The 24234-nt window shown below is 66.2% G+C and carries 20 protein-coding genes; 9 read left to right on the top strand and 11 right to left on the bottom strand.

The window, feature by feature from the left end; genetic code table 11:
* Positions 1-69 precede the first annotated feature (69 nt).
* From ACW170_RS12085 to ACW170_RS12075, 3 genes are all read left to right on the top strand, one after another.
* Positions 70-1416 (top strand): DcaP family trimeric outer membrane transporter, encoded by a 1347-nt coding sequence (locus tag ACW170_RS12085; RefSeq protein ID WP_492086907.1) that lies wholly within the window; start codon positions 70-72, stop codon positions 1414-1416.
* Positions 1417-1419: 3 nt separating this feature from the next.
* The gene (acs, locus tag ACW170_RS12080) at positions 1420-3372 is read left to right on the top strand and encodes an acetate--CoA ligase (protein WP_492086906.1); all 1953 of its coding nucleotides are present in this window, start codon (positions 1420-1422) and stop codon (positions 3370-3372) included.
* 99 nt (positions 3373-3471) lie between these two features.
* On the top strand, positions 3472-4380 hold the full coding sequence (locus tag ACW170_RS12075) for an SDR family NAD(P)-dependent oxidoreductase (protein ID WP_492086905.1): 909 nt from the start codon (positions 3472-3474) through the stop codon (positions 4378-4380).
* Positions 4381-4398: 18 nt separating this feature from the next.
* Here the strand turns inward: ACW170_RS12075 and ACW170_RS12070 are convergent, their stop codons facing one another.
* Together ACW170_RS12070 and ACW170_RS12065 are read right to left on the bottom strand one after the other, a co-directional pair.
* The gene (locus tag ACW170_RS12070) at positions 4399-5157 is read right to left on the bottom strand and encodes a chorismate mutase (RefSeq protein ID WP_492086904.1); all 759 of its coding nucleotides are present in this window, start codon (positions 5155-5157) and stop codon (positions 4399-4401) included.
* Between the two features lie 291 nt (positions 5158-5448).
* Entirely contained in the window at positions 5449-6081 is a 633-nt protein-coding gene (locus ACW170_RS12065; protein WP_492086903.1) for a prephenate dehydratase domain-containing protein, read from the bottom strand.
* A gap of 137 nt (positions 6082-6218) precedes the next feature.
* Between ACW170_RS12065 and ACW170_RS12060 the strand changes: the two genes are divergently transcribed.
* Positions 6219-7442 carry an FAD-dependent oxidoreductase gene (locus ACW170_RS12060; protein WP_492086902.1) on the top strand — a complete coding sequence of 408 codons (1224 nt, stop codon included), beginning with the start codon at positions 6219-6221 and terminating at the stop codon, positions 7440-7442.
* Here ACW170_RS12060 and ACW170_RS12055 read toward each other — a convergent pair.
* Together ACW170_RS12055 and ACW170_RS12050 are read right to left on the bottom strand one after the other, a co-directional pair.
* Positions 7420-8790, bottom strand: coding sequence for a class II 3-deoxy-7-phosphoheptulonate synthase (locus tag ACW170_RS12055; RefSeq protein WP_492043689.1), 1371 nt, complete (start codon positions 8788-8790; stop codon positions 7420-7422). The two genes, ACW170_RS12060 and ACW170_RS12055, sit on opposite strands and share 23 nt — an antisense overlap.
* A gap of 66 nt (positions 8791-8856) precedes the next feature.
* Positions 8857-8997 (bottom strand): hypothetical protein, encoded by a 141-nt coding sequence (locus ACW170_RS12050; RefSeq protein ID WP_304934846.1) that lies wholly within the window; start codon positions 8995-8997, stop codon positions 8857-8859.
* Positions 8998-9207: 210 nt separating this feature from the next.
* Here ACW170_RS12050 and ACW170_RS12045 point away from each other — a divergent pair, with 210 nt between their 5' ends.
* The gene (locus tag ACW170_RS12045) at positions 9208-9399 is read left to right on the top strand and encodes a hypothetical protein (RefSeq protein WP_492086901.1); all 192 of its coding nucleotides are present in this window, start codon (positions 9208-9210) and stop codon (positions 9397-9399) included.
* 161 nt (positions 9400-9560) lie between these two features.
* On the top strand, positions 9561-10778 hold the full coding sequence (locus ACW170_RS12040) for an LL-diaminopimelate aminotransferase (RefSeq protein WP_492086900.1): 1218 nt from the start codon (positions 9561-9563) through the stop codon (positions 10776-10778).
* 130 nt (positions 10779-10908) lie between these two features.
* Here the strand turns inward: ACW170_RS12040 and ACW170_RS12035 are convergent, their stop codons facing one another.
* From ACW170_RS12035 to ACW170_RS12025, 3 genes are all read right to left on the bottom strand, one after another.
* A complete protein-coding gene (locus ACW170_RS12035; RefSeq protein ID WP_492086899.1) occupies positions 10909-12435 on the bottom strand; it encodes an alpha-N-arabinofuranosidase in 1527 nt (508 codons plus the stop codon).
* 75 nt (positions 12436-12510) lie between these two features.
* Complete coding sequence (locus ACW170_RS12030) at positions 12511-13569, bottom strand: GDSL-type esterase/lipase family protein (RefSeq protein ID WP_492086898.1); 1059 nt, start codon at positions 13567-13569, stop codon at positions 12511-12513.
* Between the two features lie 180 nt (positions 13570-13749).
* Positions 13750-14991: a glycoside hydrolase 5 family protein gene (locus tag ACW170_RS12025; RefSeq protein WP_492086897.1), complete on the bottom strand. Its 1242-nt coding sequence runs from the start codon at positions 14989-14991 to the stop codon at positions 13750-13752.
* A gap of 337 nt (positions 14992-15328) precedes the next feature.
* Between ACW170_RS12025 and ACW170_RS12020 the strand changes: the two genes are divergently transcribed.
* Together ACW170_RS12020 and ACW170_RS12015 are read left to right on the top strand one after the other, a co-directional pair.
* Positions 15329-17218 carry a BCCT family transporter gene (locus ACW170_RS12020; protein WP_492086896.1) on the top strand — a complete coding sequence of 630 codons (1890 nt, stop codon included), beginning with the start codon at positions 15329-15331 and terminating at the stop codon, positions 17216-17218.
* A gap of 2 nt (positions 17219-17220) precedes the next feature.
* Positions 17221-17601, top strand: a complete 381-nt coding sequence (locus ACW170_RS12015; RefSeq protein ID WP_492086895.1) for a DUF1622 domain-containing protein — start codon at positions 17221-17223, stop codon at positions 17599-17601.
* Positions 17602-17603: 2 nt separating this feature from the next.
* Here ACW170_RS12015 and ACW170_RS12010 read toward each other — a convergent pair whose 3' ends face one another.
* Positions 17604-18047 carry a DUF421 domain-containing protein gene (locus tag ACW170_RS12010; protein ID WP_492089175.1) on the bottom strand — a complete coding sequence of 148 codons (444 nt, stop codon included), beginning with the start codon at positions 18045-18047 and terminating at the stop codon, positions 17604-17606.
* Between the two features lie 140 nt (positions 18048-18187).
* Between ACW170_RS12010 and ACW170_RS12005 the strand changes: the two genes are divergently transcribed.
* Positions 18188-19459, top strand: coding sequence for a cation:proton antiporter (locus ACW170_RS12005; protein WP_492086894.1), 1272 nt, complete (start codon positions 18188-18190; stop codon positions 19457-19459).
* A 24-nt stretch (positions 19460-19483) separates the two neighbouring features.
* Here ACW170_RS12005 and ACW170_RS12000 read toward each other — a convergent pair whose 3' ends face one another.
* Genes ACW170_RS12000 through ACW170_RS11990 form a run of 3 tightly spaced genes read right to left on the bottom strand, consistent with a single transcriptional unit; the run spans position 19484 to position 24153 of the window.
* Positions 19484-20608: an osmoprotectant NAGGN system M42 family peptidase gene (locus ACW170_RS12000; RefSeq protein ID WP_492086893.1), complete on the bottom strand. Its 1125-nt coding sequence runs from the start codon at positions 20606-20608 to the stop codon at positions 19484-19486.
* A 10-nt stretch (positions 20609-20618) separates the two neighbouring features.
* Complete coding sequence (gene ngg, locus ACW170_RS11995; protein WP_492086892.1) at positions 20619-22388, bottom strand: N-acetylglutaminylglutamine synthetase; 1770 nt, start codon at positions 22386-22388, stop codon at positions 20619-20621.
* The gene (locus tag ACW170_RS11990; protein ID WP_492086891.1) at positions 22378-24153 is read right to left on the bottom strand and encodes an N-acetylglutaminylglutamine amidotransferase; all 1776 of its coding nucleotides are present in this window, start codon (positions 24151-24153) and stop codon (positions 22378-22380) included. Before ACW170_RS11990 ends, ngg begins: the two co-directional genes overlap by 11 nt.
* Positions 24154-24234: the final 81 nt, after the last annotated feature.

Raw genomic sequence — 24234 nt, 5'->3', positions numbered from 1 at the left:
GCCGCCTACGCCCCTAAAGGAAAAGGTTCGCTAGGACGCTCGCATCAGACGGGCGCGGGAGGAACCATCATGATCAAGTCCAGTCTGCTGGGGGGATGTGTGGCCGCAGCCATGCTTCTCGCGCCCGGCGCCGCCTTCGCTCAGGACGCCCAGGCTGCGCTCGAAGCCCGGATCGCCCAACTCGAAGCCGAGTTGAACGCCCTCAAGTCCGAAGTCGTCGCCGCCCGCACCCAGCAGGCGGCGCAGCAGCAGGACATCATCCGGCTGGAGACCCGCCCTGCCCCGCCGGCGCCGGTTCAGCAGGCCGCCGCGCCCAGCGACGGTTTCCGCATCGGCGACCACACGGTCAAGTTCGGCGGTTTCATCAAGGTCGACGCCTCGGCCTCGAACTATTCCGGGGGCGATCCGGTCAACGGCGACGCCCTGCGCGAATTCCACATCCCCGGCTCCATCCCCATTGGCGGCGCCGATGAGGACACGGCGACTGACTTCAATGCCCGCCAGACCCGGTTCTGGCTGACGACCGACGGATTGATCGGCGGCCACAAGGTCGCCACCCGGCTGGAGATGGACTTCCAGACCCTGCCCGGCACGGCGGACCAGCGCACCACCAGCCCAGCGAATCCGGCCCTGCGTCGCGCCTTCGTCACCATCGACAACTGGCTGATCGGCCAGGAGTGGACCAACTTCCAGAACACCGCCGTCCTGCCCGAATCCGCCGACTTCATCGGCGCGGCCGAGGGCACGGTCTTCGCGCGTCAGGTTCAGGTTCGATACACGCGCGGCCCGCTCTCCATCTCGGTTGAGAACCCCGAGACGACGGTCACGCCCTTCAACGGCGGCGCACGCGTCATCGCTGACGACAACAGCCTGCCGGACTTCACCGCGCGCTACGCCATCGCGCGTCCGTGGGGTGATGTTCAGTTCGCGGGCCTGCTGCGCCAGTTGAAGTACCAGAACCCTGCGGCGGACATCGACTCCACCGCCACCGGCTGGGGCCTGTCCGCCTCGACTAAGATCAAGATAGGAGCGAACGACGACATCCGCCTGATGGTGACGGGTGGCGAAGGCATCGGTCGGTATGTGGGGTTGAATTTCTCGAACGACGCCGTGCTCGACTCCTCGGGAGATCTGGAGGCGATCGGCGTTCTAGCCGGTTTCGCCGCCTATCGTCACGTCTGGGCCCCCGGTTGGCGGTCCAACCTGGTCTGGTCGGCTCAGAATGTCGATAATGACACCTCCATTACCGGCCTCGCAGTCAACCGTTCGGCCCAGAGCATCCATGCAAATCTGATCTGGTCGCCGGTCAAGGCGTTTGATGTTGGCGCCGAGTTGATGTTCGCCGACCGGGAGATCGAGTCCGGCGCGAACGGGGACATGACCCGATTGATCCTGTTCGCCAAATACGGTTTCTAAACAATGCTGGAGACGTCTCGCGTGCCCGATTCCGACCTGTATCCCGTTCCCGCAGACTTCGCCGCCCAGGCCCATATGGACCGGCAAGCCTATGAGACGGCCCGGATCGCGGCGCGCGAGACGCCCGAAGCCTTCTGGTCCGAACAGGCCAAGCGCCTCGACTGGATCAAGGCCCCGACCAAGGTCAAGGACGTCTCCTTCAGGAAGGAAGATTTCCGCATCCGCTGGTTCGAGGACGGCGTCCTGAACGTCGCCGCCAACTGTATTGACCGGCACCTGCCCCATCGCCAGGATGAGACGGCCATCATCTGGGAAGGCGACGACCCGGCCGACAGCCAGCACATCACCTATGGCCGTCTGCACGACGAAGTCTGTCGCATGGCCAATGTGCTGAAATCCCACGGCGCCAAGAAGGGCGACCGGATCACCATCTATATGCCGATGATCCCCGAGGCGGCCTACGCCATGCTGGCCTGCGCGCGCATCGGGGCGGTCCATTCCGTCGTCTTTGGCGGCTTCTCGCCCGACAGTCTGTGCGGCCGGATCGAGGACTGTGGCTCGACCCTGGTCATCACCGCCGACGAGGGCGTACGCGGCGGCAAGGTCGTGCCGTTGAAGGCCAATGTCGACGCGGCTCTGGAAAAGGTGAAGGTCGACACCGTTCTGATGATCCGCCGCACCGGGGCCGACGTGCCGATGGTCGAAGGCCGGGACGTGGACTACGCGACCGAGGCGGCCAAGGCCTCCACCGACTGTCCGCCCGAGCCGATGAACGCGGAAGATCCGTTGTTTATCCTCTATACCTCAGGTTCCACAGGAAAGCCGAAAGGCGTTCTTCACACGACCGGCGGCTATCTGTTCTGGGCCGCCTGGACGCATGAACTGACGTTCGACTATCGCCCCGGCGAGGTCTTCTGGTGCACGGCCGACGTGGGCTGGGTCACGGGCCATTCGTATCTGGTCTATGGGCCGCTTGCCAATGCGGCGACCACCCTGATGTTCGAAGGCGTGCCCAACTATCCCGACGCCAGCCGGTTCTGGCAGGTGGTGGACAAGCACAAGGTCGAGGTCTTCTACACCGCCCCCACGGCCCTGCGCGCCCTGATGCGCGAAGGCGACGCGCCGGTGAAGGCCACGTCGCGCAAGTCCCTGCGGGTTCTCGGCACGGTCGGCGAACCGATCAATCCGGAGGCCTGGCGCTGGTACCACGAGGTAGTGGGCGACAGCCGCTGCCCCATCGTGGACACCTGGTGGCAGACCGAGACGGGTGGACATCTGATCACCCCCCTGCCCGGCGCCACCGACCTGAAGCCCGGCTCGGCCACCCTGCCCCTGCCCGGCGTGGAGTTGCAGATCGTCGATGCGGAGGGCCAGGAGCTGACCGGCGCCGTATCCGGCAATCTGTGCATCACCGACAGCTGGCCGGGCCAGATGCGCACCGTCTATGGCGACGATCAGCGGTTCTTCGAGACCTATTTCTCGACCTATCCGGGCCGCTATTTCACCGGCGACGGATGCCGCCGGGACGCGGACGGCTATTACTGGATCACCGGCCGGGTTGACGACGTGATCAATGTCTCGGGGCATCGGATGGGCACGGCCGAGATCGAGAGCGCCCTGGTGCTGCACGACGACGTCGCCGAGGCGGCCGTGGTCGGCTATCCCCACGACATCAAGGGCCAAGGCATCTACGCCTATGTCACCCTGAACAAGGGGGTCGAGGCGACCGAGGACCTGCGCAAGGCCCTGGGCGCCCATGTCCGTCGTGAGATCGGTCCCATCGCCGCGCCCGACGTCATCCAGTGGGCCCCCGGCCTGCCCAAGACGCGGTCGGGCAAGATCATGCGGCGCATCCTGCGCAAGATCGCCGAGAACGAGATCGGGGCCCTCGGCGACACCTCGACCCTGGCCGATCCGTCCGTGGTCGAGGATCTGGTGAAGAACCGCGCAGGCTGATCAGGCTGGACTTGTGCGCCGCGCCCGGCGTCGTCAAAACCGGATCAAAGGGGCCGGCTCTGGAGTCGAACGCCTCAGTCCTAGGGTGGAGACGACGAGATGACGATCCGGTTTGACGGTCTGGTGGCCATTGTAACGGGCGCCGGCGGCGGTCTGGGGCGGGAACACGCCCTAGCCCTGGCGGCGCGCGGGGCCAAGGTGGTGGTCAATGACCTGGGCGGCGCCCGCGACGGCTCGGGCGGCTCCGCCACTGCCGCCGAGGCCGTCGTGGCCGAGATCGAGGCGGCGGGCGGCGAGGCCATGGCCAATGCGGCCTCGGTGACCGACTTCGCCGCCGTTCAGGCCATGGTCGAGGCGGCCATGGCCAGATGGGGCCGGGTCGACCTGCTGGTGAACAACGCCGGGGTGCTGCGGGACAAGAGTTTCGCGAAGATGGAGCTGGAGGATTTCCGCTTCGTCGTCGATGTCCACCTGATGGGCGCGGTCAACTGCACCAAGGCGGTGTGGGAGATCATGCGCGGCCAGAACTACGGCCGGATCGTCATGACCACCTCGTCCTCGGGCCTGTACGGCAACTTCGGCCAGTCGAACTATGGCGCGGCCAAGATGGCGTTGGTCGGTCTGATGCAGACCTTGGCGATCGAGGGGGGCAAGAACGACATCCGCGTCAACTGCCTGGCCCCGACCGCCCACACCCGCATGACGGAAGACCTGGGCGCCGCCTTGCCGCTGGAGGCTCTGGCGCCGGAACTGGTGACGCCGGGCCTGCTGTATCTGCTCAGCCGGGACGCGCCCAGCCGCTGTATTCTGGCGGCCGGCGCCGGCGGGTTTGAACGCGCCTATGTGACCCTGACCGAGGGCGTCCACATCATGGGAGAGGATGCGCCGGAACAGGTGGCGGCCCAATTCGACGCCATCTCCGACCGTTCGAAAGAGATTGTGCCGGAGATGGGCGCCGCCCAGGGAATGATCGAGCTGACCAAGGCCCAGAAGGCGCACGCCTCCTGAGCGCTCTAGTCGGCGCGGTCAGCCGATCGCGCCGACGCAGCCTTCCGCCTCGCCGGGGGTCAGTTCCGCCTCGGTCAGGGCGATGGTCCAGCCGTGGTGGGTGTTCAGACCCCAGCGCCGCGCCCCGCCGCCGTCGCCCGCGTCGCCGCCGGCGGTGACGACCACGCGTCGGCCCTTCGGCAGGGCCGGCGGATCGATCTTGCCCACGGCCAGGGACGTCGGCGTCTCGCCGCCGTAACCGTCGAATACGCTCAGCATCGACCATTCGCGACGCAGGCCCATCCACCAGGCGTCCTCGGTGTTGATGGCCAGGACGGCGACCCCGTGCCCCTCGGCGGCGAAGGCCAGGGCCTTTTGCGGGTCGCGCACCATCTTGATATCGGCGGCGGCGCCGAAGCGCAGCCGGGCGCCGTCATAGGCGCGGGTCGGCTCGATCGGCGCCCAGACCTGGACCTGCAGCCGGCCCTGGCGCGCCAGACCCCAGCCGACGATCTCGCGCCAGAGGTGCTCGACGGCTTCGGCGTTCTCGTGCTGGGCCTTGGACAGCATCCGCGACAGGACCGTCTGTTCGCGGTCGGGGCGCAGCTTGGTGTGGGGGCCGGTGGGAGCGTCCTTGGCGCGGCCGACAGTGGCGGCGACGGCGAGGCGCTGTTCGAACAGGGCCAGGATCTGATCGTCGATGGCGTCGATCTCGGCGCGCAGAGCGGCCAGGGCCTGTTGTTCGGGGGTCAGTTCGACCACGTCAGGCCACACTTTCTGGACGTTGGAATTGGGCATGGGATTAGGCTTTCGGCAAAGGGGGGATTTAGATGTGCAGGGGCGGACAGCCGCTCTGGTCCAGAGCGGTCGCCGGCGAGACAGTCAGGGACGAAGAGCGCCCGACGCCTCAGCCGGCGTATCGAAAGCCGTAAAAGCCGTAGCCGAAATAGAGGCCGGAAACCGTGCGCGAACGGTCGAAGGAAACAGAAAGAACGCGCTGGCGGGACATGGGTCCGGGTCCGGTTATGCGGATCGATTGCGATCCGTGGGGCCTTAAAGCACGCAAAGACCGTGCGTCGTCAAGCCCCCTCAGGCCGACAACAGGACGAAACGCGTCCGGTTGTAGCTGGAATCCTGAAGATCGTTGCGCAGGATCGACAGGCCGTAGACTTCCGCAGCCCCCATCGGCGCTATGGCGGCCTGGGTCGGATCACCCGCCTCAGCGACGTCGCGGGCGGCGCCGGCGGTGTCGAAATGCTCGACCACGTTCAGCCTCAGGCCCTTCAGCGTCTGCTCGCACTGGGCCAGGGCGATGGGGTGGCTGAGAACCCGTTTCAGATCGGCGATCCGCGCCCCGTCCAGCCCCATCAGGGCGTGACGGATCGGCCGCCAGGCCTCGGCGACGACAGTCAGCCCGGACTCGCGCACCAGGGTCGCCGCCGGTTCCACCACCCCGATGGAGGAGTTTTCGACCGGGATCAGGGCGCAGTCGCAATCGCCGGTCTTCAGGGCGTCAAGCGCCGCCGCAAAGGTCTCGAACGGCACGGCGGTGTCCCAGGGCCGCAGAACCGCGCAGGCCTCGTGGCTGAAGGCGCCCGGCGCGCCCTGATAGGCGACCCGGCCGGGCTTGTCGTCTTGGTGCGCAGGCTTGTCCATGTTCGTCACTTCCGGGTTCTCGCCCGAAAGCCTTTCCTTTAGTTGGTCGCGGATCAGACGGAGCATACTTGTCCGAGCCGTGACCGTTTCGGGCCGTATCTGCGGCGCCGCTTTCATAGCCACAAGTCGAATGTGATCGGGAAGCGCTTTCGGGCGGCGCGAGGTCCGGCTAGCGTCGCAGTTCGTATCTCCCGGAGCCGCTCATGTCCGTCGTCTCTCGCTCCAGCCGTCGCGCCGTGTTGACGGGTCTGGCGGGAACCATCGCAGGCTGCGCCTCGACACCGGCCGTCTTGCCCGCGACAGGATTCGCACCACGGCGGATCGCGCCGATCCTGATGGCGCCCGAGCGGATCATCCGCATCACCGTCTGCACCCGACCCTTCCGCCCCACCGGCCCCCGCCTGGACGTGGAGTCGGTCGGCGAGACCAAGGTGGTGCACAACTATGGTCACGGCGGCAGCGGCTGGTCGCTGTCCTGGGGCTCCAGCGCTATCGCGGCGCGCAAGGCCATGGCCCTGGCCGGTTTGGCGGCCGATCCGGCTGGCGGTCAGCCTGCCATCGCCGTGATCGGCAGCGGCGCCCTGGGTCTGACCTCGGCGCTCCAGCTTCAGCGGATGGGCGCGCGGGTGACCATCTATGCCCGTGAACGCGCCGCCTTCACCCGGTCGATGCGCGCCACGGGCAGTTGGACGCCGTACAGCCGCATCGCCGACGCCGACCGCGTCTCGACCGAATTCCCGGCGCTGTGGGAGCAGATGGCGCGAGAGACCTACGCGACCCACCAGACCTATCTGGGAACAGAGGGCGACCCGGTCGTCTTCAGCGACCGCTACATGCTGTCCGGCGGCGCGGCCATGCCCCGTACGGCCGAACCGCCGCCGATCCGCACCGCGCCGGGCATAAAGCCGATCCGATTCGCCGAATACAGGCTGGATGGGCTGGCGCCGCGATCCATCCCCCTCCCCGCCTCGGCCTCGCCGTTCCCGGTCGGGGAGACCCGAATGGTCAGCGCCATGCAGTTCAACGTCGCCGAACTGGCGCACAGGTTGGAGACCGAGTTTCTGAGCCAGGGCGGGCGGATCGAGACCCGCACCTTCAACACGCCGGCGGATCTGACGACCTTGTCCGAAAAGATCGTCGTCAACTGCACCGGCTATGGCGCAAAGGCCTTGTTCGAAGACAAGGACCTGATCCCGGTGCGCGGTCAGATCGCCTGGCTCGCGCCCCAGGCCGAGGCGAACTACGGTCTGCATTTCCGGGGCGTGACCGTGCTTTCGCGACCGGACGGTATCGTGGTTCAGGCCACGCGCAACGACATGAACGGCGTCGGCATCGACGACGAGACGCCGGACCGGGCCGAGGCGAACGCGACCATCGGCCTCGTCGCCCCGTTGTTCCCGTCGATCAGGCGGCTTCCGACCGGCTGATCCGGCCCGACTTCAACCGTTCCGCCACCAGGAAGGCCAGTTCCAGCGCCTGGTCGGCGTTCAAGCGTGGGTCGCAGTGGGTGTGATAGCGGTTGGACAGGTCGTCCTCGGTCACGGCCTGGGCCCCTCCGATGCACTCGGTGACGTTCTGGCCGGTCATCTCCAGGTGAACGCCGCCGGGGTGGACGCCCTCGGATTCGGCCACGTCGATGAAGGTCCGCACCTCGCCCAGGATCCGGTCGAACGGCCGGGTCTTGTAGCCGTTGCCGGCCTTCAGCGTATTGCCGTGCATCGGGTCGATCGACCAGATCACCTTGCGGCCCGAGGCCTTCACTTCACGCATCAGCTTGGGCAGGCGCTCGCCGACCTTGTCGTGCCCGAAGCGGCCGATCAGGGTCAGGCGGCCCGAGACATTGTCCGGGTTCAGGGCGTCGATCAGCGGCAGAAGGTCGTCGGCCGTCATCGTCGGTCCGCATTTCACGCCGATGGGGTTCTTGATCCCCTTCATGAACTCGACGTGGGCGCCGTCCAGCTGGCGCGTGCGTTCGCCGATCCACAGCATATGGGCCGAGGTGTCGAACCATTCGCCCGAACCGCCGTCCAGGCGCGTCAAGGCGCTCTCGACGTTCAGCAGCAGGGCCTCGTGGCTGGTGAAGACCTCGACCCGGCTCAGGTCCGGATGGGTCTCGGGCGTGACGCCGACGGCCTCCATGAAGGCCAGGGCCTCGGTGATCTTGTCGGCCAGTTCGCGGTACTGGGCGCCGGCGGCGTTGTCGCCCGCAAAGCCCAGGGTCCAGCGGTGGATGTTGTACAGGTCGGCATAGCCGCCGCCGGCGAAGGCCCGCAGCAGGTTCAGGGTCGAGGCCGACTGGTTATAGGCGCGGATCAGACGCTGAGGATCGGGCGCGCGCTCTTCCGGCGTGAACCCCATGCCGTTGATGATGTCGCCGCGATAGCTGGGCAGTTCGACGCCGTCGATCTCCTCCAGCGGCGACGAGCGCGGCTTGGCGAACTGGCCGGCGATCCGCCCCACCTTTACGACCGGCTTGCGTCCGGCGAAAGTCAGGACGACCGCCATCTGCAGGATCAGGCGGAAGGTGTCGCGGATATTGTCGGTCGAGAACTCCTTGAAGCTCTCGGCGCAGTCCCCGCCCTGGAGCAGGAAGGCCTCGCCGCGTTCGACCTGAGCCAGTTTCGACGTCAGGCGACGCGCCTCGCCGGCGAAGACGAGCGGCGGCAGAGCGCGCAGCTCGTCCTCGACCAGTGCGAGGGCGTTGGGATCCGGATAGTCCGCCGGCATGTGCAGGGCGGTCTTGGTTCTCCAGCTTTCGGGGGTCCAGCGTGTCATTGTGCAAGAATAGGACTTTGCAGCCGCTCAAACAACGAAAACACGAATAGATTTTGCCGTTCAGCCTCAGTCCTCGTCGGACGGCGCCTTTTCGGTCGCCTCGGCCGCCTTGCGCTCGGCCTTGGCGGCCGCCTTTTCCGCCGCCTTGGCTGCGGCCGCACGGTCTCGTTCCTGACGTTCGAAACTATAGTTGGGTTTGCGGGCCATCGGCGTCCTCGTCTGATCTGTCTTGGCGGCGAAGGTGGCGCTCCGCCGCGCATGACGCAATCGGCAATTCGCTCAGCCTGCGGATTACGCCCTTCCGCAAGGGCGCATGCGCCGTGAAATTTCTACGACATCCGCTCGCAAGACTGGCGCCTCAGGCGCCCCTCACCATCTCCTCGGTCGGGGGCCGAAACCAAGAGCTGGAGCTGTATTATGGCGCCTTGCGACCTGACCCTGGACGAGATGCTGGCCGACCCCATCGTGCGTCGTCTGATGGAGCGCGACGGGGTCGATGAGGCCGAGGTGCGCGGTCTGTCCGACTATGTGCGGCGACGGCGGGGGCCACAGATCAGCCCTCGCGATCGCGACCGGCTTGGCGAGGAGCCGCATAGTTTCATGCGGTGAGCGTGTCGCCGCTCGCAAGCTTCTTGCTTTGAAAGGGCTGGACCGGGGACGCGCCACAAGTTTTCGCCATTTATCGGCGTCAGCCCTCATCTTTCTGTTTCGCGGAGCCTACATCGGTGGCATCGCTGGCGCCCCGCAATCCTCAACCGACGAAAATCGAGATGTCCGAAGAATTCTATCGCATGAAGCGCCTGCCTCCGTATGTCATCGCGGAGACCAACGCCATGCGAGCCGCCGCCCGTCAGGCCGGCGAGGACGTCATTGATCTCGGCATGGGCAACCCCGACCTGCCGCCGCCGCCGCACGTGATCGACAAGCTGTGCGAGGTGGCGCGCAAGCCCGACGCCCACGGCTATTCAGCCTCCAAGGGTATCCCCGGCCTGCGCCGCGCCCAGGCCAACTATTACGGCCGTCGCTTCGGCGTCGAACTGGATCCCGAGACCGAGGTGATCGTCACCATGGGCTCCAAGGAAGGTCTGGCCAGCCTTGCGACCGCCATCACCGAGCCCGGCGACGTGGTCCTAGCGCCCAATCCGTCCTATCCGATCCACACCTTCGGCTTCATCATCGCCGGCGCCGCGATCCGCAGCGTGCCAACGACCCCGGACGAGCGCTATTTCGAAAGCCTCGAACGGGCCATGGCCTATACGGTGCCGCGTCCCAAGATCCTGGTGATGAACTACCCGTCCAATCCGACGGCTGAGACGGTCGATCTGGCCTTCTATGAGCGGGTCGTCGCCTTCGCCAAGGCCAATGATCTGTGGATCATCAGCGACCTAGCCTATTCGGAACTGTATTACGACGGCAAGCCGACCGTCTCCATCCTTCAGGTGCCGGGCGCCAAGGACGTGGCGATCGAATTCACCTCGCTGAGCAAGACCTACAGCATGGCCGGCTGGCGGATCGGCTTTGCGGTGGGCAATCCCAAACTGATCGCCGCCATGGCGCGGGTGAAATCCTACCTCGACTATGGCGCCTATACGCCGATCCAGGCGGCCGCCGTTGCAGCGCTGAACGGGCCGCAGGACATCGTCGACCAGAACCGCGCCCTGTATCACCGTCGCCGCGATGTTCTGGTGGACAGTTTCGCCCGCGCCGGCTGGGACATCCCCAAGCCCGCCGCCTCGATGTTCGCCTGGGCGCCCCTGCCCCCGGCCCTGGCCCATCTGGGCAGTCTTGAGTTCTCCAAACAACTATTGACCCACGCCAAGGTCGCGGTCGCTGCGGGGGTCGGTTACGGCGAAAACGGCGAGGGTTTCGTCCGCATCGCCCTGGTCGAAAACGAGCAGCGTATTCGTCAGGCCGCACGCAATATCCGCGCCTATCTGAAATCGATGGGCGTCAACGTGCCGCCTGGGCGCGAAGTACAGGACATCTGAGCGTTAGGTGCCGCTGGTGCGATCAAACTGCTTGCGCTAACCCTGATCGCACCGACTTCGACTTAGACCCTGATCGTTAGCCGATCAGGTTCTGGTGACGAACCGAGCACAGCAAGGGACTATTCCGGGCCTATTCCAGCGTCAGTACGACCAGCGACTTAGGCGGCAGCGTGGTCGTCAGGCGACGGTCGGACAGGCGCGCATTGCCGAAAGGCGCCGGTTGGACGACCGGGGGCGTATCAAATCCGTTGTGAGCATCCATCTGGCCCGCCGTCAGGACCTGGCCCGTGACCGCGCGCAGCTGTGCGCCCTCCAGATCGAACGACACCGCTTGGGCGTTGCGAGGATCGAGGTTGACCAGAGCGAGGTGAACCTTGCCGTCCGTTCCCCGCGCCGCCGTCCCGTCCACCACCTTCACCGTCCCATAGGCCGGCGCCTCGAGGCTGAGCGGCAGCACCGTCGCGCCCTGGAACGGGCGATACATCTGGAAGGCGTAATAGGTGGGGGTCAGCACCATCTTCTCGCCGTCCGTCAGGATCATGGCCTGAAGCACATTGACCATCTGGGCCACATTGGCCAGCCGCACCCGGTCGGCGTGGCGATGGAACATGTTGAAGTTGACCGCCGCCAGCAGGGCGTCCCGCAGACTGTTCTGCTGTTGCAGCCAACCGCCCGGCGATCCCGGCGTGGGATCATACCAGGCGCCCCATTCGTCGACGGCCAGGATCTTGGCGCCTGCTGGATCCGTCTCGTCCATGATGGCGTCGTGCTCGCGCAGCATCTCGGCCATGCGATAGGTCTGTTCGAAGGTGGCGCGCCATTGCCCCTCGTCAAAGCCCAGCGCCGGCCCCTTCGTCGTCCAGTCCCCCGTCGGCAGGGTGTAATAATGCAGGGACAGGGCGTCGAAGTCCTTGCCCGCAACCGTCATCAGGGTGCGCGTCCAGTCGTAGTTGGTCGCATCCGGTCCGGCGGCGACCACGATCGCGTCATTGGGTTTGACGAAGCCGACATAGTGCCGGAACAGGTCGGCGTAATAGGCAGGACGCATCCGCCCGCCGCATCCCCAGGGCTCGTTTCCGACGCCCAAGTAGTCGATCTTCCACGGTTGTTCCCGCCCGTTGGCGCGCCGCTCCTGAGCCAGGCGAGAGCCGCTGGGCGAGGTGATATATTCAATCCAGTCGGCTGCTTCGCCCGGCGTGCCCGTGCCCAGATTGATGCTGAGATAGGTCTTGGCCCCGATCAGCTCGGCGAACTCGAAGAATTCATGCGTGCCGAAGGCGTTGTTCTCTTCCTTGTTGCCCCACCAGCGGTTCAGCGTGACGGGGCGCTGCGCCCGCGGGCCGACGCCGTTGCGCCAGTGATAGATGTCCGCGTAGCAACCGCCCGGCCAGCGAACGACCGGCACATCCAGCGCCTTCAGCGCGGCGATCACGTCGTTCCTGAAGCCGTGCGTATTGGGGATGGCGGAATCCGGCCCTACCCATACGCCTTCGTCGATGCCGGTCCCCAGCTGTTCCATGAACTGGCCGTAGACCTCCGGCGCAATGACTGGGCCGGACTTATCCAGTTGCAGTCGCCCCGTCGTCTGCGCCGAGGCCGCTGTCGCGCCCAGGACCAGCAAGGCTGCACAGGCCACTGTTATCGCCTTGAAACCCATACCCGTTCCTCCATGCGCGCTACGCCGCATTTGACCAGTCTTGAACCACTCAGCCTTCGCAGGCGTACGTCGGCCTCATCGATCGGTCCATATGTCGGCGTCGACGTCCAGCATGGCGGCTAAAGCGGCTGCGACGGCCCGATCGTCGGCCAGGTCAGGATGCCAGTGACAGGCGTTCAGCCCCATTCCCGCAACAGGTGCAAAGGCGATGCGTGCATCCCCCTCTGCCCTTAGACGCGCCACCACTCGCTGGGACGCCGCCGCCATTTCGCTGCCCTCCCCGCCCCACGCCACAATGCGCGCGCCGGGCGATCTCAGCCTGAGCCCACGCAGGAAGGCGGCGTAGGCGATCTCATAGTCTTCCGTCAGGACCTCACGGCTCTTCCACCGCTCGTCAGACGTCAATTCGGTCGAGAAGTCGTTGGTGCCCAGGGCCACGACGATAACCTGCGGCCGCCACGTCGCGTCGGCGTACCAGACCTGCTTGTCGAACAGGGAGAAGGGGTAGGCTTGCGGCAAGGTGTCCCGCGCCATGCCGCCATAGTTGCGCACCACGCCTCGTCCCGAAATAGCGTTCACCTGGTAGTCGGCGTCATATCGCCTGGCTAGTAAGCCGGCGATCCCGGCGCCGGTGTCCGTGGTCTCCCACACGGTCTCGGCAGAGCAGTCGCGCACCGATGTGGTGTTGGCGTAACCCACGGTGTGGGAGTCGCCGATGAATTCGATCTGTCGAGCACGGGGGCCGACGACCATGGCGCGGGCCGGCACGCCGAAGACGCCTTCGAAATGGACCGGCGCCGCCTGGTTCTCGCTGACGATTTCGATGCGCAGACGGTGGTCGCCGTCAGCCAAGCCGTCGATTCGATGCAGGCCCAGGACCGGCCTCAGGACGGACACCGCCTGGCCATCCACCGTCACGCGTAGATGAGCATCGCCTTCTCCCGTGCGGAAAAACACCTCTCGGCCGCTGAAGGCGGCTTCGAAATAGGCGCCGGGCCATTGGCTGAAGTAGGCTCCGCCTCGCTGCTGCACCCTGCCGCCGACATGCAGAGGAAGGGATCGACTACCCGCCTGAACCTCAGTCGCCGGGGAGACCTGCAGCGTCTGGGCGCTGGCTGCATAGGGCGCGCTCATGGCGACAGACAGCAAGACTGCGCACCAAAGATTTTTCACCCTGTCCATTCGCCACTCCCTCGCCAGCATCTGCGCGCCATACGTCCAAGCTTGACCGGCGTCCACCCAAGGCAGGGGCATATGACTTACTCGTCCCCCCTGCCGTTTGCGCCATCGACCATCTGTCCGAGGAGGTGATCATCAGACGGTGAATGCGCGCATGGCGGAGGCGTGCATCCGAATACGCGCACGGGTGGAGGCGTCGGTGTCGAACACGCCATACCAACCCTGCGGCTCATGCGGCGGATCCCCCAGCCAGGCCGTGTCGCCGGCCTTGAAACGATGGTCGCGGTGAGCCGCGCGGCCCTCGCCGTTCCAGGCCCAGAAGTTGGTGCCCGCGATCGGCCCGCCGGCGCGCGCATCGTTCAGCGCCGCCTGGTAGATCGTCTCGTAGAAGTCGTCCCGCATGGTCGTAGGAACGGATGGATCATACAGGTCGCCGTCGCGGGGATATCCAAACTCTTCGATCACCAGCGGCTTGTTCAGGCCGCGCGCGATGTCGACATGCTGGGCGATGTAGTCGGCCGTCTGCGCCTTGGCGTTGGCGTGGGTCCCGGCCATGTTTTGCCGATCCAGCCAGCCCCAGTTGCCGGGCCAGATATGAGCCGTCACATAGTCAATATCAGCCGAAAGGTGGGTGTCGACGACGATGTCGGCTTGCTCTCCCGAACCCTTCAGCCCCTCGCTACCGGTCGAAACCAACTGGTTGGGGGCGACGGACTTGATCAGGCTCGCAGTGCTGTTGACCCAGGTCAGGAAGGCCGGCTGGTTCTGGCGCACTTTTTCCGCATCGCCTGCTGCGCGGGGCTCGTTCGCCAGCTGCCAGCTCATGATCGTCGGATCGTCGCGATAGGCGCGGCCCGTCACCGTATTGGTGCGACCGACGACGGCGCGGATATAATGATGATAGAGGGCCACCGCTTCTGGGCTGCGATAGAAGTCGGCGTTCATGTCGGCGAATGCCGGCCAGGGATGGGCCGGATCGTTCATATTGATATAGCCACCGCCGTTGACCCAGTGCAGGTAGGTCATCATCCCGCCTGACCACTCCCAGAAGTTGGTCAGATATAGAACCGCCTTCATGTCGCGCCTGGCCATCTCGGCCAGGGTCCGGTCCAGGCCCGCCAACAGCGTCTCGTTGTAATCCGTTCCCCGATCGCGGAAGGCCGGACGCACCGAATTTCTCAGCGGGGACAGTTCGGCTGAGGCGGAGACCCGGATGTTCGTCACCCCGTCCGCCTTCAAACGATCAAGCTCGCGTCCCAGCCGAGCGTTGTCGCCGTAGTCGGCCGCAGCGCCCAGCCAAGGCAGGTACCAGGCGTTGGCGCCCGCGTAGCGATAGGGCTTGCCGTTCACTGTGAAGGACGCGCCTTCGCGCCGCACGAATCCTGCGGGTGAGGCCACTGCGGGCATTGTGGCGCAGGCTGCGGCGCCAGGAAGCGCAACCGCCGCTGCGGACGCGGAGAGAATTTGTCGGCGATTGAACATGAAGCCCCCTTAGCGTTTATGGAGCTGGCTTGACGGCGGAGGCAAGCGATAGCGCGTTGAGCGCCGCCGAAAGCCGGGCAATCGTTGGGGAAGGCACCACGCCGCTTTTTCGGGCAGCTGGGAATATAGCTGTGGTCCGAACGCCCAGGACCGCGAGCGCCGTCACCGCCGGGCCAAGGCGGTCGCAACCTTGCGCCAACTGTCACGCTATAGGTCCATGCTCAGATCCAAGATGAACCCACGAGTCTTCTGGGGCGCCAGTCTGATCGTGACGATCCTGCTGGCCGCCGCTGTTGCCGCGCCCGGCGAATCCGACCGGATGTTCCAGGCCGCACAAGCCTGGGTGATCGATACTTTCGGGTGGTTCTATATCGCCTCGGTGGCCGGATTTCTGGCGCTGGTGCTGTTTCTGGCCCTCGGCCCGACCGGGGCTTTGAAGCTGGGGCCGGACGATTCCGAGCCCGACTTCCCCTACCTTTCTTGGCTGGCGATGCTGTTCGCGGCTGGCATGGGCATCGGCCTGATGTATTTCGCGGTGGCCGAACCGATCCAGCATTACGCCAGCCCGCCCGAGGCTCAGCCTCAGACCTTCGGCGCGGCGCGCGAGGCGATGGTCATCACCTTCACCCACTGGGGGGTTCACGCCTGGGCCATCTATGCGCTGGTGGGCTTGAGCCTGGCCTATTTCGCGCACCGCAAAGGCCTGCCCCTGACCCTGCGGTCCGGTCTGGCGCCGCTTCTGGGCAAGCGGATCAATGGGCCGATCGGCGATGCGGTGGACATCTTCGCCATCTGCGGCACCCTGTTCGGGATCGCCACCTCGCTGGGCCTGGGCGTCTCGCAGATCAACAGCGGGCTGAACTATCTGACCGGCCTGCCCAATACGCCCTGGATGCAGGTCGGACTGATCGCGCTGGTGATGGCCGGGGCGACCGCGTCGGTCCTGACCGGGCTGGACAAGGGGGTTCGGCGGTTGTCGGAGCTGAACCTGGTTCTGGCCGTGCTCCTCATGCTGTTCGTCCTGGCGGTCGGGCCGACCGGTTTCCTGCTGAAGGCGCTGGTGCAGAATTTCGGCCTGTATATGGACCATTTCTTCGTCCGGACCTTCAATCTCTACGCCTACGAGCCACGCGGCTGGATGGCGAACTGGACGCTGTTCTACTGGGCGTGGTGGATCGCCTGGTCGCCGTTCGTGGGCATGTTCATCGCCCGGATTTCACGCGGGCGGACCGTGCGCGAATTCGTCATCGGCGTGCTGCTGGTCCCCACCGGCTTCACCTTCCTGTGGATGACGGTTTTCGGGAATACCGCGATCAATCTGGACATGGGCGTGGCGGCGGGCGCGATTTCGGAGGCGGTGACGGCGGACCTGTCGACCGCCCTCTTCCGCTTCTTCGAGGAGCTTCCGGGCGCAGCCGTCACCTCGACCCTCGCCGTCCTGCTCGTGGCGGTCTTCTTCGTCACCTCGGCGGATTCGGGGTCTCTGGTGATCGACACCATCGCCTCAGGCGGAGCGGACGACACCCCGCGCTGGCAGCGGGTCTACTGGTGTTCGCTCGAGGGGCTGGCCGCGGCCTTGCTGCTGCTCGCCGGCGGGCTCGGGGCCCTGCAGGCGGCGACCCTGGTTGCGGCCCTGCCCTTTGCGGTCATCATGATCCTACTGGCCGCCGGCCTGGTCCGACAGATGAACGCCGACCTCGCCGGCCGAGCCGTCGAAACGGAAGGTCCGCCCCTGGCTGAACAGCTCAAGCGGATCCTGTCGCCGGCCAACCGACGCGATATCGAACGTCAGATCGAACAGGTCGGCGCGCCCGCGCTCGAAACCGTCAGGGCGGGCCTGCTGTCCGAAGGGCTGGAGGCGGAGGTCACGCGCGACGAAAGCGGCCTGTCCCTGACCACCTCAACCGGCGCAGGTCCCGCCTTCCACTACAGGCTCGTAGCACGCGAGCGCCCGCGCCCCGCCATGACGGCGCTGGACGCCCCGGAACGACGCCGCGCGATGGAATGGCGATTGTCCGCCCGCTCCGACGGCGCCGGGCGGCCCCGCGACCTGACCGGCTTCACCCGTGAGCAGATCGTCGCGGATGTGCTTGATCACCTGCACCTCTGGCGGACAGGCTGAATATGCTGAGCGACGTCCACGCCTTCATCCAGCCCTTTGCCATCCTGCTGGAGCTGGTCGGCGCCGGCATCATCGTCGGCGGCGTGGGGCTGGCGACCATCCTTTTCTGCCTGAAAGGCGCGCGGGATCGCAGCTGGCGCGACGCCTACACCAACTACCGCGCCAACCTCGGGCGCGGCATTCTTCTCGGACTGGAGTTTCTCGTCGGCGCCGACATCATCAGCACGATTACGGCGCCGCTGACCCTGGAGACCGTCGGCATGCTCGGCCTGGTGATCCTGATCCGGACGTTCCTGAGCTTTGCCCTGGAGACCGAAATCGAAGGCTGCTGGCCCTGGCGCAGGGCCGAGCTGCTGGACACCCGCAAGACGGATCAGCGATGATGTCAGCCTGACTGCGGCAAGGCCGTCAGAGACCCGTCGGTTTCCAGGAATACGGCCTGCAGCTGGTCAAGACGCAAAACCCCGGCCGATCGCGCCGCAGCCAGGATCTCCCCCTCGGTGACACGCTGTCGTCTCATCGCCCCCCGCAACAACTCCCCGTCTCGCAAAAGAAGCGTCGGCTCGGCCTTGACCAGTCGGTCGATCCGCTTGAACCGGACGGAGGCGGCGGTGACGACCAATTGCATGACCACCAGCGCCAAGAGCGCGATCAGGCCTTCGACCAGCGCGAGCGACCTGTTCGTGATGATCGACGCGAGGGTGGAGCCGATGGCGACCGTGACAACCAGGTCGAACGCGTTCAACTTCGATAGCGTTCGTTTGCCCGACACCCGCAGAACCAGCACCAGTGCGGCATAGGCGGCCGGCGCGATGATCAATATCCTCACTATGCCGAACCAGCCGTCGAACAGAGCTTCTGGAAGTGAATTAGAGGACATGGCAGACAAACCACCACGGTGGACGGGAGTTGCGTCCAAAGGTCATCTGTCGCGCTAAGGCCGGCCTAAATTCACATCACGCGGACGCCATGACGCCCATCCACCTCTCTCCTTTTGACGCAGCCGCGATCCTGATCGTGCTCAGCGCCGTTCTGGGCTGGATCAATCACCGCTATTTCCGGCTTCCCGGCACGGTCGCGATGACGCTGATGGGGGCGGTGGCCTCGCTCGCCGTCATCGGCGTCGACGCCCTCTTCCAGGACAGCAACGTCTCGGCGGAGGTGAGCCGGTTTCTCGAGGACATCAATTTCCACGACACCCTGATGAACGGCATGCTGTCCTTCCTGCTGTTCGCCGGCGCCCTCCATGTCGACATCGAGCACCTTCGGCGCGGGCGATGGCAGATCGCCATTCTGAGCACCATCGGCGTAGCGGCCTCGACCCTGATCGTCGGTTTCGGCCTGAAGGCGCTCACCAGCCTTGTGGGCATTGATGCGCCGCTGATCTGGTGTTTCGTGTTCGGCGCCCTGATCAGCCCGACGGACCCGGTCGCCGTCATGGGCGTGTTGAAGACCGCGAAGATCCCTCCGACCCTTCAGGCCACGATCGCGGGCGAGAGCCTGTTCAACGACGGCGTCGGCGTCGTGGTCTTCTCGATCCTTCTGGCGAGCGCGGTCGGCGGCGAGGCCTTTTCAATTCCGCATGCGGGCGAGCTGTTCCTGGTGGAAGCCCTGGGCGGGGCGGTGCTCGGCGCCGTCGTCGGTTGGGTGGCCTACCGATCCATGAAGATGATCGACGACTATTCGGTGGAGGTCATGATCACCCTGGCGACCGTCATGGGCGGCTACGCCGTCGCCCTGGCGCTTCACGTCAGCGGGCCTGTGGCCATGGCCGTGGCCGGCCTGATCGTCGGCAATCAAGGCGTCAGCTACGCCATGAGCGACACCACCAAGGACTATGTGCTGAAGTTCTGGGCCTTGATCGACGAAATCCTCAACGCCGTTCTGTTCCTTCTGATCGGACTGGAAGCCGTCGTCCTGGCGGACCGTATCGGCTTGCTCGGCCTGGGTCTGCTGACCATTCCCCTGGTGCTGATCGCGCGCGCCGTGTCCGTGGGCGCTCCCTTGCTCTTCTGGCGACGCCTTCTCCCGATACGGCTGGCTTTTCCGGTCATGACCTGGGGCGGCCTACGCGGCGGCATCTCCATTGCGTTGGCCCTCTCCTTGCCGGCCGGGCCGATGAAGGACGTCATCCTGGCCGCGACCTATATGGTCGTCCTCTTCTCCGTCCTCGCTCAGGGCGCGACAATCGGCGGTCTGGTTCGTCGCAGCGCCAGGCAACTGGAAGCCCCTTCGGAGTGATCGCTTTGGTCTACGTGCGAGCGATCAATCGTGGTCCTCATCGAGCGGTTGGTGGGTGAAGCCCTTGACGTCGCTCAGCGGCTTGGCGTCGCGGCCGATCTCGACCTCGCTTTCGGCATAGGCGATCAGCAGGCGCGTCAGATCCGCCAGCGCGCTTTCGTGGATCCGTTCATAGCCGTGGCTGGCGTCGACGCCGAAGGTGACCAGGGCCGTCCGGATGTCGGCGCCCGATTCCAGGGCCGAGGCCGAGTCCGAGCGGTAGTAGCGGAAGACGTCCTTCTGGTGCGGAATCTCGTGGTCGCGGGCCAGCTGGACCAGTTTGCGCGTCAGGTGCCAGTCGAACGGGCCGGTCTGGTCGGCCATGGCGATGGTGACGCCGAACTCGGACGAGTTCTGGCCCGGCGCGGTCGTGCCGTTGTCGACCGTGACCATGGCCGCCACGTCGGGGATCAGCACGGACGAGGCGCCCAGGCCGACCTCTTCGGCGATGGTGAACAGCCACCAGGTATCGACCGTCGGGGTGCGCTCCTCCCGGATCATGCATTCCAGGGCGGCCAGCAGGGTGGCGACGCCCGCCTTGTCGTCCAGATGGCGCGAGACGATGAAGCCGGTGTCCATGAACTCCGGTTGGGGGTCGATGGCGACGATGTCGCCGACGTCGACGCCCAGGGCCAGGGTGTCGTCGCGCCCGTGGGTCACGGCGTCGATGCGCAGCTCGATCTGGCGCCAGCTGACCGGCTGGGTGTCCACCTCCTCGTTGAAGGTGTGGCCCGAGGCCTTCAGCGGCAGGATGGTCCCGCGCCAGGCGCCGCCCTCGGAAAAGATCGTGGCCCGCGCACCCTCGGCGAAGCGCGACGACCAGTGACCGATGGCCACCAGCTCCAGCCGGCCGTTGTCCTTCACCTGTTTGACCTGGGCGCCCAGGGTGTCGACGTGGGCGACGACGGCGCGGGCGGGCTTGGGCGTGCGGCCGGGCAGGCGGGCGCGAATGGCGCCGCGCCGGGTCAGCTCATACTCCAGGCCCAGACGCCCCAACTCCCGGCACAGGAGCCAGACCGCCTCGTCGGTATAGCCGGTGGGGCTGGGCGTGTTCAGCAGGTCGGCGAGACGGGCCTTGAGGTAGTCTAGGTCTATCGCAGGACGGGCCAAGGGGCCTCCTTCAGACGTCGGCCCGGACCACGGCGCGCGCCGAGGTCGGGGCGGACAGGGGAAACAGCAGGTCGACGAAACGCTCGGCCGTCGGCTGTGGTTCGTGATTGGCCAGGCCGGGGCGTTCGTTGGCCTCGATGAAGGCGTAGTCGGGCTCGCGCGGCGACTTCACCATCAGGTCGATGCCGGTGACGGGGATGTCGATGGCGCGGGCGGCGGCGACGGCGGCGCGGATCAGGGTCGGATGCACCTCCTCCGTCACATCATGGATGGTGCCGCCCAGGTGCAGATTGGCCGCCTTGCGCACCAGCACCTCGGCGCCGTCCGGGGCCACATCGTCCAGCCGATAGCCGGCCTCGGCCAGGGTTCGCTCGGTCTCTTCGTCCACGGGAATGGTCGATTCCCCGCCGGTGGCGGCGGCGCGACGGCGGCTCTGATGCTCGATCAGGGCGCGCAGGGTCGAGCGACCGTCGCCGACGACGCGGGGCGGCCGACGCAGGGCGCAGGCCACGACCTTGTAGTCGATCACCACCAGACGCAGATCCTCGCCCTGGACCTGTTCCTCGATCAGCACCTCGGAACAGATGCGGCGCGCGCGAGTCAGGGCCGTCTGCACTTCCCTCATGGTCTTCAGGCCGACCGCGACCCCCTGGCCTTGCTCGCCCCGCGCCGGCTTCACCACCAGGGCGCCATAGGTCTCCAGCGCCGCGTCGATGGCGGACAGGTCGTCCGGGTCGATCCGCTCGGGCACGCGGACCCCGGCGCCCTCGACGATGCGCCGCGTCATCCGCTTGTCGTCGCAGATGCTGAGCGCCACGGCCGAGGTCAGTTCCGACAGGCTCTCGCGGCACCGCACCGACCGGCCGCCCCAGTTGAGGCGAAACAGCCCGCCCTCGGCGTCGATGATCTCGGTATGGATGCCGCGCCGCCGCGCCTCGTTGACGATGATCCGGGCATAGGGGTTCAGGTCGTGGTCGTCGGTCGGACCGACGAACAGGGCCTCGTTGATCGGGTTCTTGCGCTTGACCCCGAAGAAGGACACGCGGCGAAACCCCAGCTTCTCGTACAGGGCGATGGCCTGGTCGTTGTCGTGCATGACCGACAGGTCCATGTGGGCCAGGCCTTGCGTCTTGAAATGCTCGGCCAGGCGCCGGACCAGGGCCTCGCCGACGCCCGGCTGGGTCGCCTGGGGATCGACCGCCAGACACCACAGCGACGAACCGCATTCGGGATCGTCGAAGGCGCGCGCGTGATTGACCCCGGTCACCGTGCCGATCACCGCCCCGGTCGTCGTATCCTCGGCGACGAAATAGGTCAGGGTCCGGTCGTCGCGGTGCGACCAGAAGAAGTCCGGCGGGACCGGCACCATCTTGCGCTTGGCGTAGATGTCGTTGACCGTCTGGGCGTCCATCTCGGACGTCATGCGGCGGACGGTGAAGCCCCTCGGCTGGCGACGCCCGGCGCGATAGGTGGCCAGTTCCAGCCGATAGGTATGCGACGGATCCAGGAACAGCTCCTGCGGCGCCGAGGCCAGCAGCACGTGCGGATTGCGGACATAGAAGGCGATGTCGCGACGATCCGGCCCCTCGGCGCGCAGGGCGTCCACCAGGGGCTCGGCCGTCTCGAAGGTCTGGGCGAACAGCAGCCGCCCCCAGCCGCAGTCCAGCACGGCGTTGGGGCTGGGCCCCTCTCCCGTCCGCACCGGCGGCTTGAGGCCTTCGTGCCGCAGCCGCTTCAGCCGGTGCGCCTTGGACCGTTCGGGTCGAACGTCAGACGCCATGCTGTTGCATCCACATCTCGAGCACGGCGACCTGCCACAGCTCCGACCCGCGCAGCGGCGTGATATGTTCGGTCGGATTGGCGAACAGTGTGTCCAGATAGGCCCTGTCGAACAGGCCCCGGTCGCGGGCGGCCGAATTGGTCAGGGCCTCGCGCACCATCTCCAGATAGGGGCCCTGGATGTATTTCAGCGCGGGGACGGGGAAATAGCCCTTCTTGCGGTCTATCACCTCGGACGGGATCACCAGACGCGCCGCCTCCTTCAGCACCCCCTTGCCGCCCTGGGCCAGCTTGTGCTCGGACGGAATTCGGCCGGCCAGCTCGACCAGTTCGTGGTCGAGGAAGGGCACGCGCGCCTCCAGCCCCCAGGCCATCGTCATATTATCGACCCGCTTCACCGGATCATCGACCAGCATCACCTGGCTATCCAGGCGCAGGGCCTGATCGACCGGCGTGGCCGCCCGGCCTTGCGCGAAATGGGCCTCGACCAGGGCGCGGCTGACGTCGGTGTCGGCCATATAGGCGCCGTTCAGCTGGGTCTTCAGCGTCGCATGGCTGCGGTCGAAGAAGGCCTTGGCGTAGGTCTCGACCGGGTCGGTCGTCTGCAGCATCGGCGGGTACCAGTGATAGCCGGCGAAGACCTCGTCCGCCCCCTGGCCCGACTGCACCACCTTGATATGTTTCGAGACTTCCTGGCTCAACAGATAGAAGCCGACATTGTCGTAGCTGACCATCGGCTCCGACATGGCGCCGATGGTTCCCGGCAGGGCCTCCATCAGCCGCTGATGCGGCACGAAGATCTGGTGGTGTTTGGTCCCATAGTGTTTGGCGATCAGGTCGGAATAGACGAACTCGTCGCCCTTCTCGCCATTGGCCTCTTCGAAGCCGACCGAGAAGGTCATCAGATCCTTCTGGCCCAGCTCGGCCAGCAGGCCGACGATCAGGCTGGAATCGACCCCGCCCGACAGCAGGACCCCCACCGGCACATCGGCGACCATGCGGCGCTTCACCGCCTCGCGCAGACTGTCCAGCACCCGGTCGCGCCAGTCCTCGGCGGTCAGGGCCGCGTCCTCGGCATGGCGGGTCATGTCCGGCTGCCAGTACAGCCGGTCCTTGGCCGTGCCGTCCGCCTCGATTACCCGGATGGTCGCCGGCGGAAACTTCTTCGCGCCCTTCAGGATGGTGTGCGGCGGCGGCACCACGGCGTGGAACGTCATATAGTGGTGCAGGCCGACCGGATCGATGGTCTTGTCCACGTCGCCCGCCGCCAGCAGGGCCGGCAGGGTCGAAGCGAACCTCAGCCGCTTGCCGCTTTCGGCCAGATACAGCGGCTTGATGCCGAACCGGTCGCGAGCGATCACGGTGCGGCCGGTGTCGCGTTCGTGCAGGACGAAGGCGAACATGCCCTTGAACCGCTCGACGCAGGCCTCGCCCCAGGCCTTCCAGGCCTTGATGATGACCTCGGTGTCGCCGTGCGAGAAGAAGCGGAAGCCCAGTCCCTGCAGCTCTTCGCGGAGTTCAGGATAGTTGTAGATGCAACCATTGAAGGCCAGAGTCACGCCCAGGTCGGCGTCCACCATCGGCTGCTGCGCCGCCTCGGACAGGTCGATGATCTTCAGCCGTCGGTGCCCCAGCCCCACCGGGCCGCGCATCACAATGCCGGACCCGTCCGGTCCCCGAGGCGAGAGCGCATCCGTCATGCGTTGGACCGCGCCGGCGTCGGCTGGTCGTCCGTCGAAATTGATCTCGCCGCTGAGGCCGCACATGGGCCCTCCGTGAATTGTGGAAGCAGCGTGTTGAAACGGCCAAGTTCGGAAAGAGTTCACCCCTAGGAGTGTTTTCGTACG

The organism is Brevundimonas sp. FV2ps16 (assembly GCF_058681075.1).
The sequence above is the reverse complement of the archived record's forward strand: the minus strand, read 5'-3'. Positions and strand labels throughout refer to the sequence as shown.

What these genes read in the sequence shown, in the direction of transcription:
- ACW170_RS12085 (WP_492086907.1), top strand. Translation starts at nt 70, where the DNA reads ATGATCAAGTCCAGTCTGCTGGGGGGATGTGTGGCCGCAGCCATGCTT.
- acs (WP_492086906.1), top strand. Translation starts at nt 1,420, where the DNA reads ATGCTGGAGACGTCTCGCGTGCCCGATTCCGACCTGTATCCCGTTCCC.
- ACW170_RS12075 (WP_492086905.1), top strand. Translation starts at nt 3,472, where the DNA reads ATGACGATCCGGTTTGACGGTCTGGTGGCCATTGTAACGGGCGCCGGC.
- ACW170_RS12070 (WP_492086904.1), bottom strand. Translation starts at nt 5,157, where the DNA reads ATGCCCAATTCCAACGTCCAGAAAGTGTGGCCTGACGTGGTCGAACTG.
- ACW170_RS12065 (WP_492086903.1), bottom strand. Translation starts at nt 6,081, where the DNA reads ATGCTCCGTCTGATCCGCGACCAACTAAAGGAAAGGCTTTCGGGCGAG.
- ACW170_RS12060 (WP_492086902.1), top strand. Translation starts at nt 6,219, where the DNA reads ATGTCCGTCGTCTCTCGCTCCAGCCGTCGCGCCGTGTTGACGGGTCTG.
- ACW170_RS12055 (WP_492043689.1), bottom strand. Translation starts at nt 8,790, where the DNA reads ATGACACGCTGGACCCCCGAAAGCTGGAGAACCAAGACCGCCCTGCAC.
- ACW170_RS12050 (WP_304934846.1), bottom strand. Translation starts at nt 8,997, where the DNA reads ATGGCCCGCAAACCCAACTATAGTTTCGAACGTCAGGAACGAGACCGT.
- ACW170_RS12045 (WP_492086901.1), top strand. Translation starts at nt 9,208, where the DNA reads ATGGCGCCTTGCGACCTGACCCTGGACGAGATGCTGGCCGACCCCATC.
- ACW170_RS12040 (WP_492086900.1), top strand. Translation starts at nt 9,561, where the DNA reads ATGTCCGAAGAATTCTATCGCATGAAGCGCCTGCCTCCGTATGTCATC.
- ACW170_RS12035 (WP_492086899.1), bottom strand. Translation starts at nt 12,435, where the DNA reads ATGGGTTTCAAGGCGATAACAGTGGCCTGTGCAGCCTTGCTGGTCCTG.
- ACW170_RS12030 (WP_492086898.1), bottom strand. Translation starts at nt 13,569, where the DNA reads ATGAGCGCGCCCTATGCAGCCAGCGCCCAGACGCTGCAGGTCTCCCCG.
- ACW170_RS12020 (WP_492086896.1), top strand. Translation starts at nt 15,329, where the DNA reads ATGAACCCACGAGTCTTCTGGGGCGCCAGTCTGATCGTGACGATCCTG.
- ACW170_RS12015 (WP_492086895.1), top strand. Translation starts at nt 17,221, where the DNA reads ATGCTGAGCGACGTCCACGCCTTCATCCAGCCCTTTGCCATCCTGCTG.
- ACW170_RS12005 (WP_492086894.1), top strand. Translation starts at nt 18,188, where the DNA reads ATGACGCCCATCCACCTCTCTCCTTTTGACGCAGCCGCGATCCTGATC.
- ngg (WP_492086892.1), bottom strand. Translation starts at nt 22,388, where the DNA reads ATGGCGTCTGACGTTCGACCCGAACGGTCCAAGGCGCACCGGCTGAAG.
- ACW170_RS11990 (WP_492086891.1), bottom strand. Translation starts at nt 24,153, where the DNA reads ATGTGCGGCCTCAGCGGCGAGATCAATTTCGACGGACGACCAGCCGAC.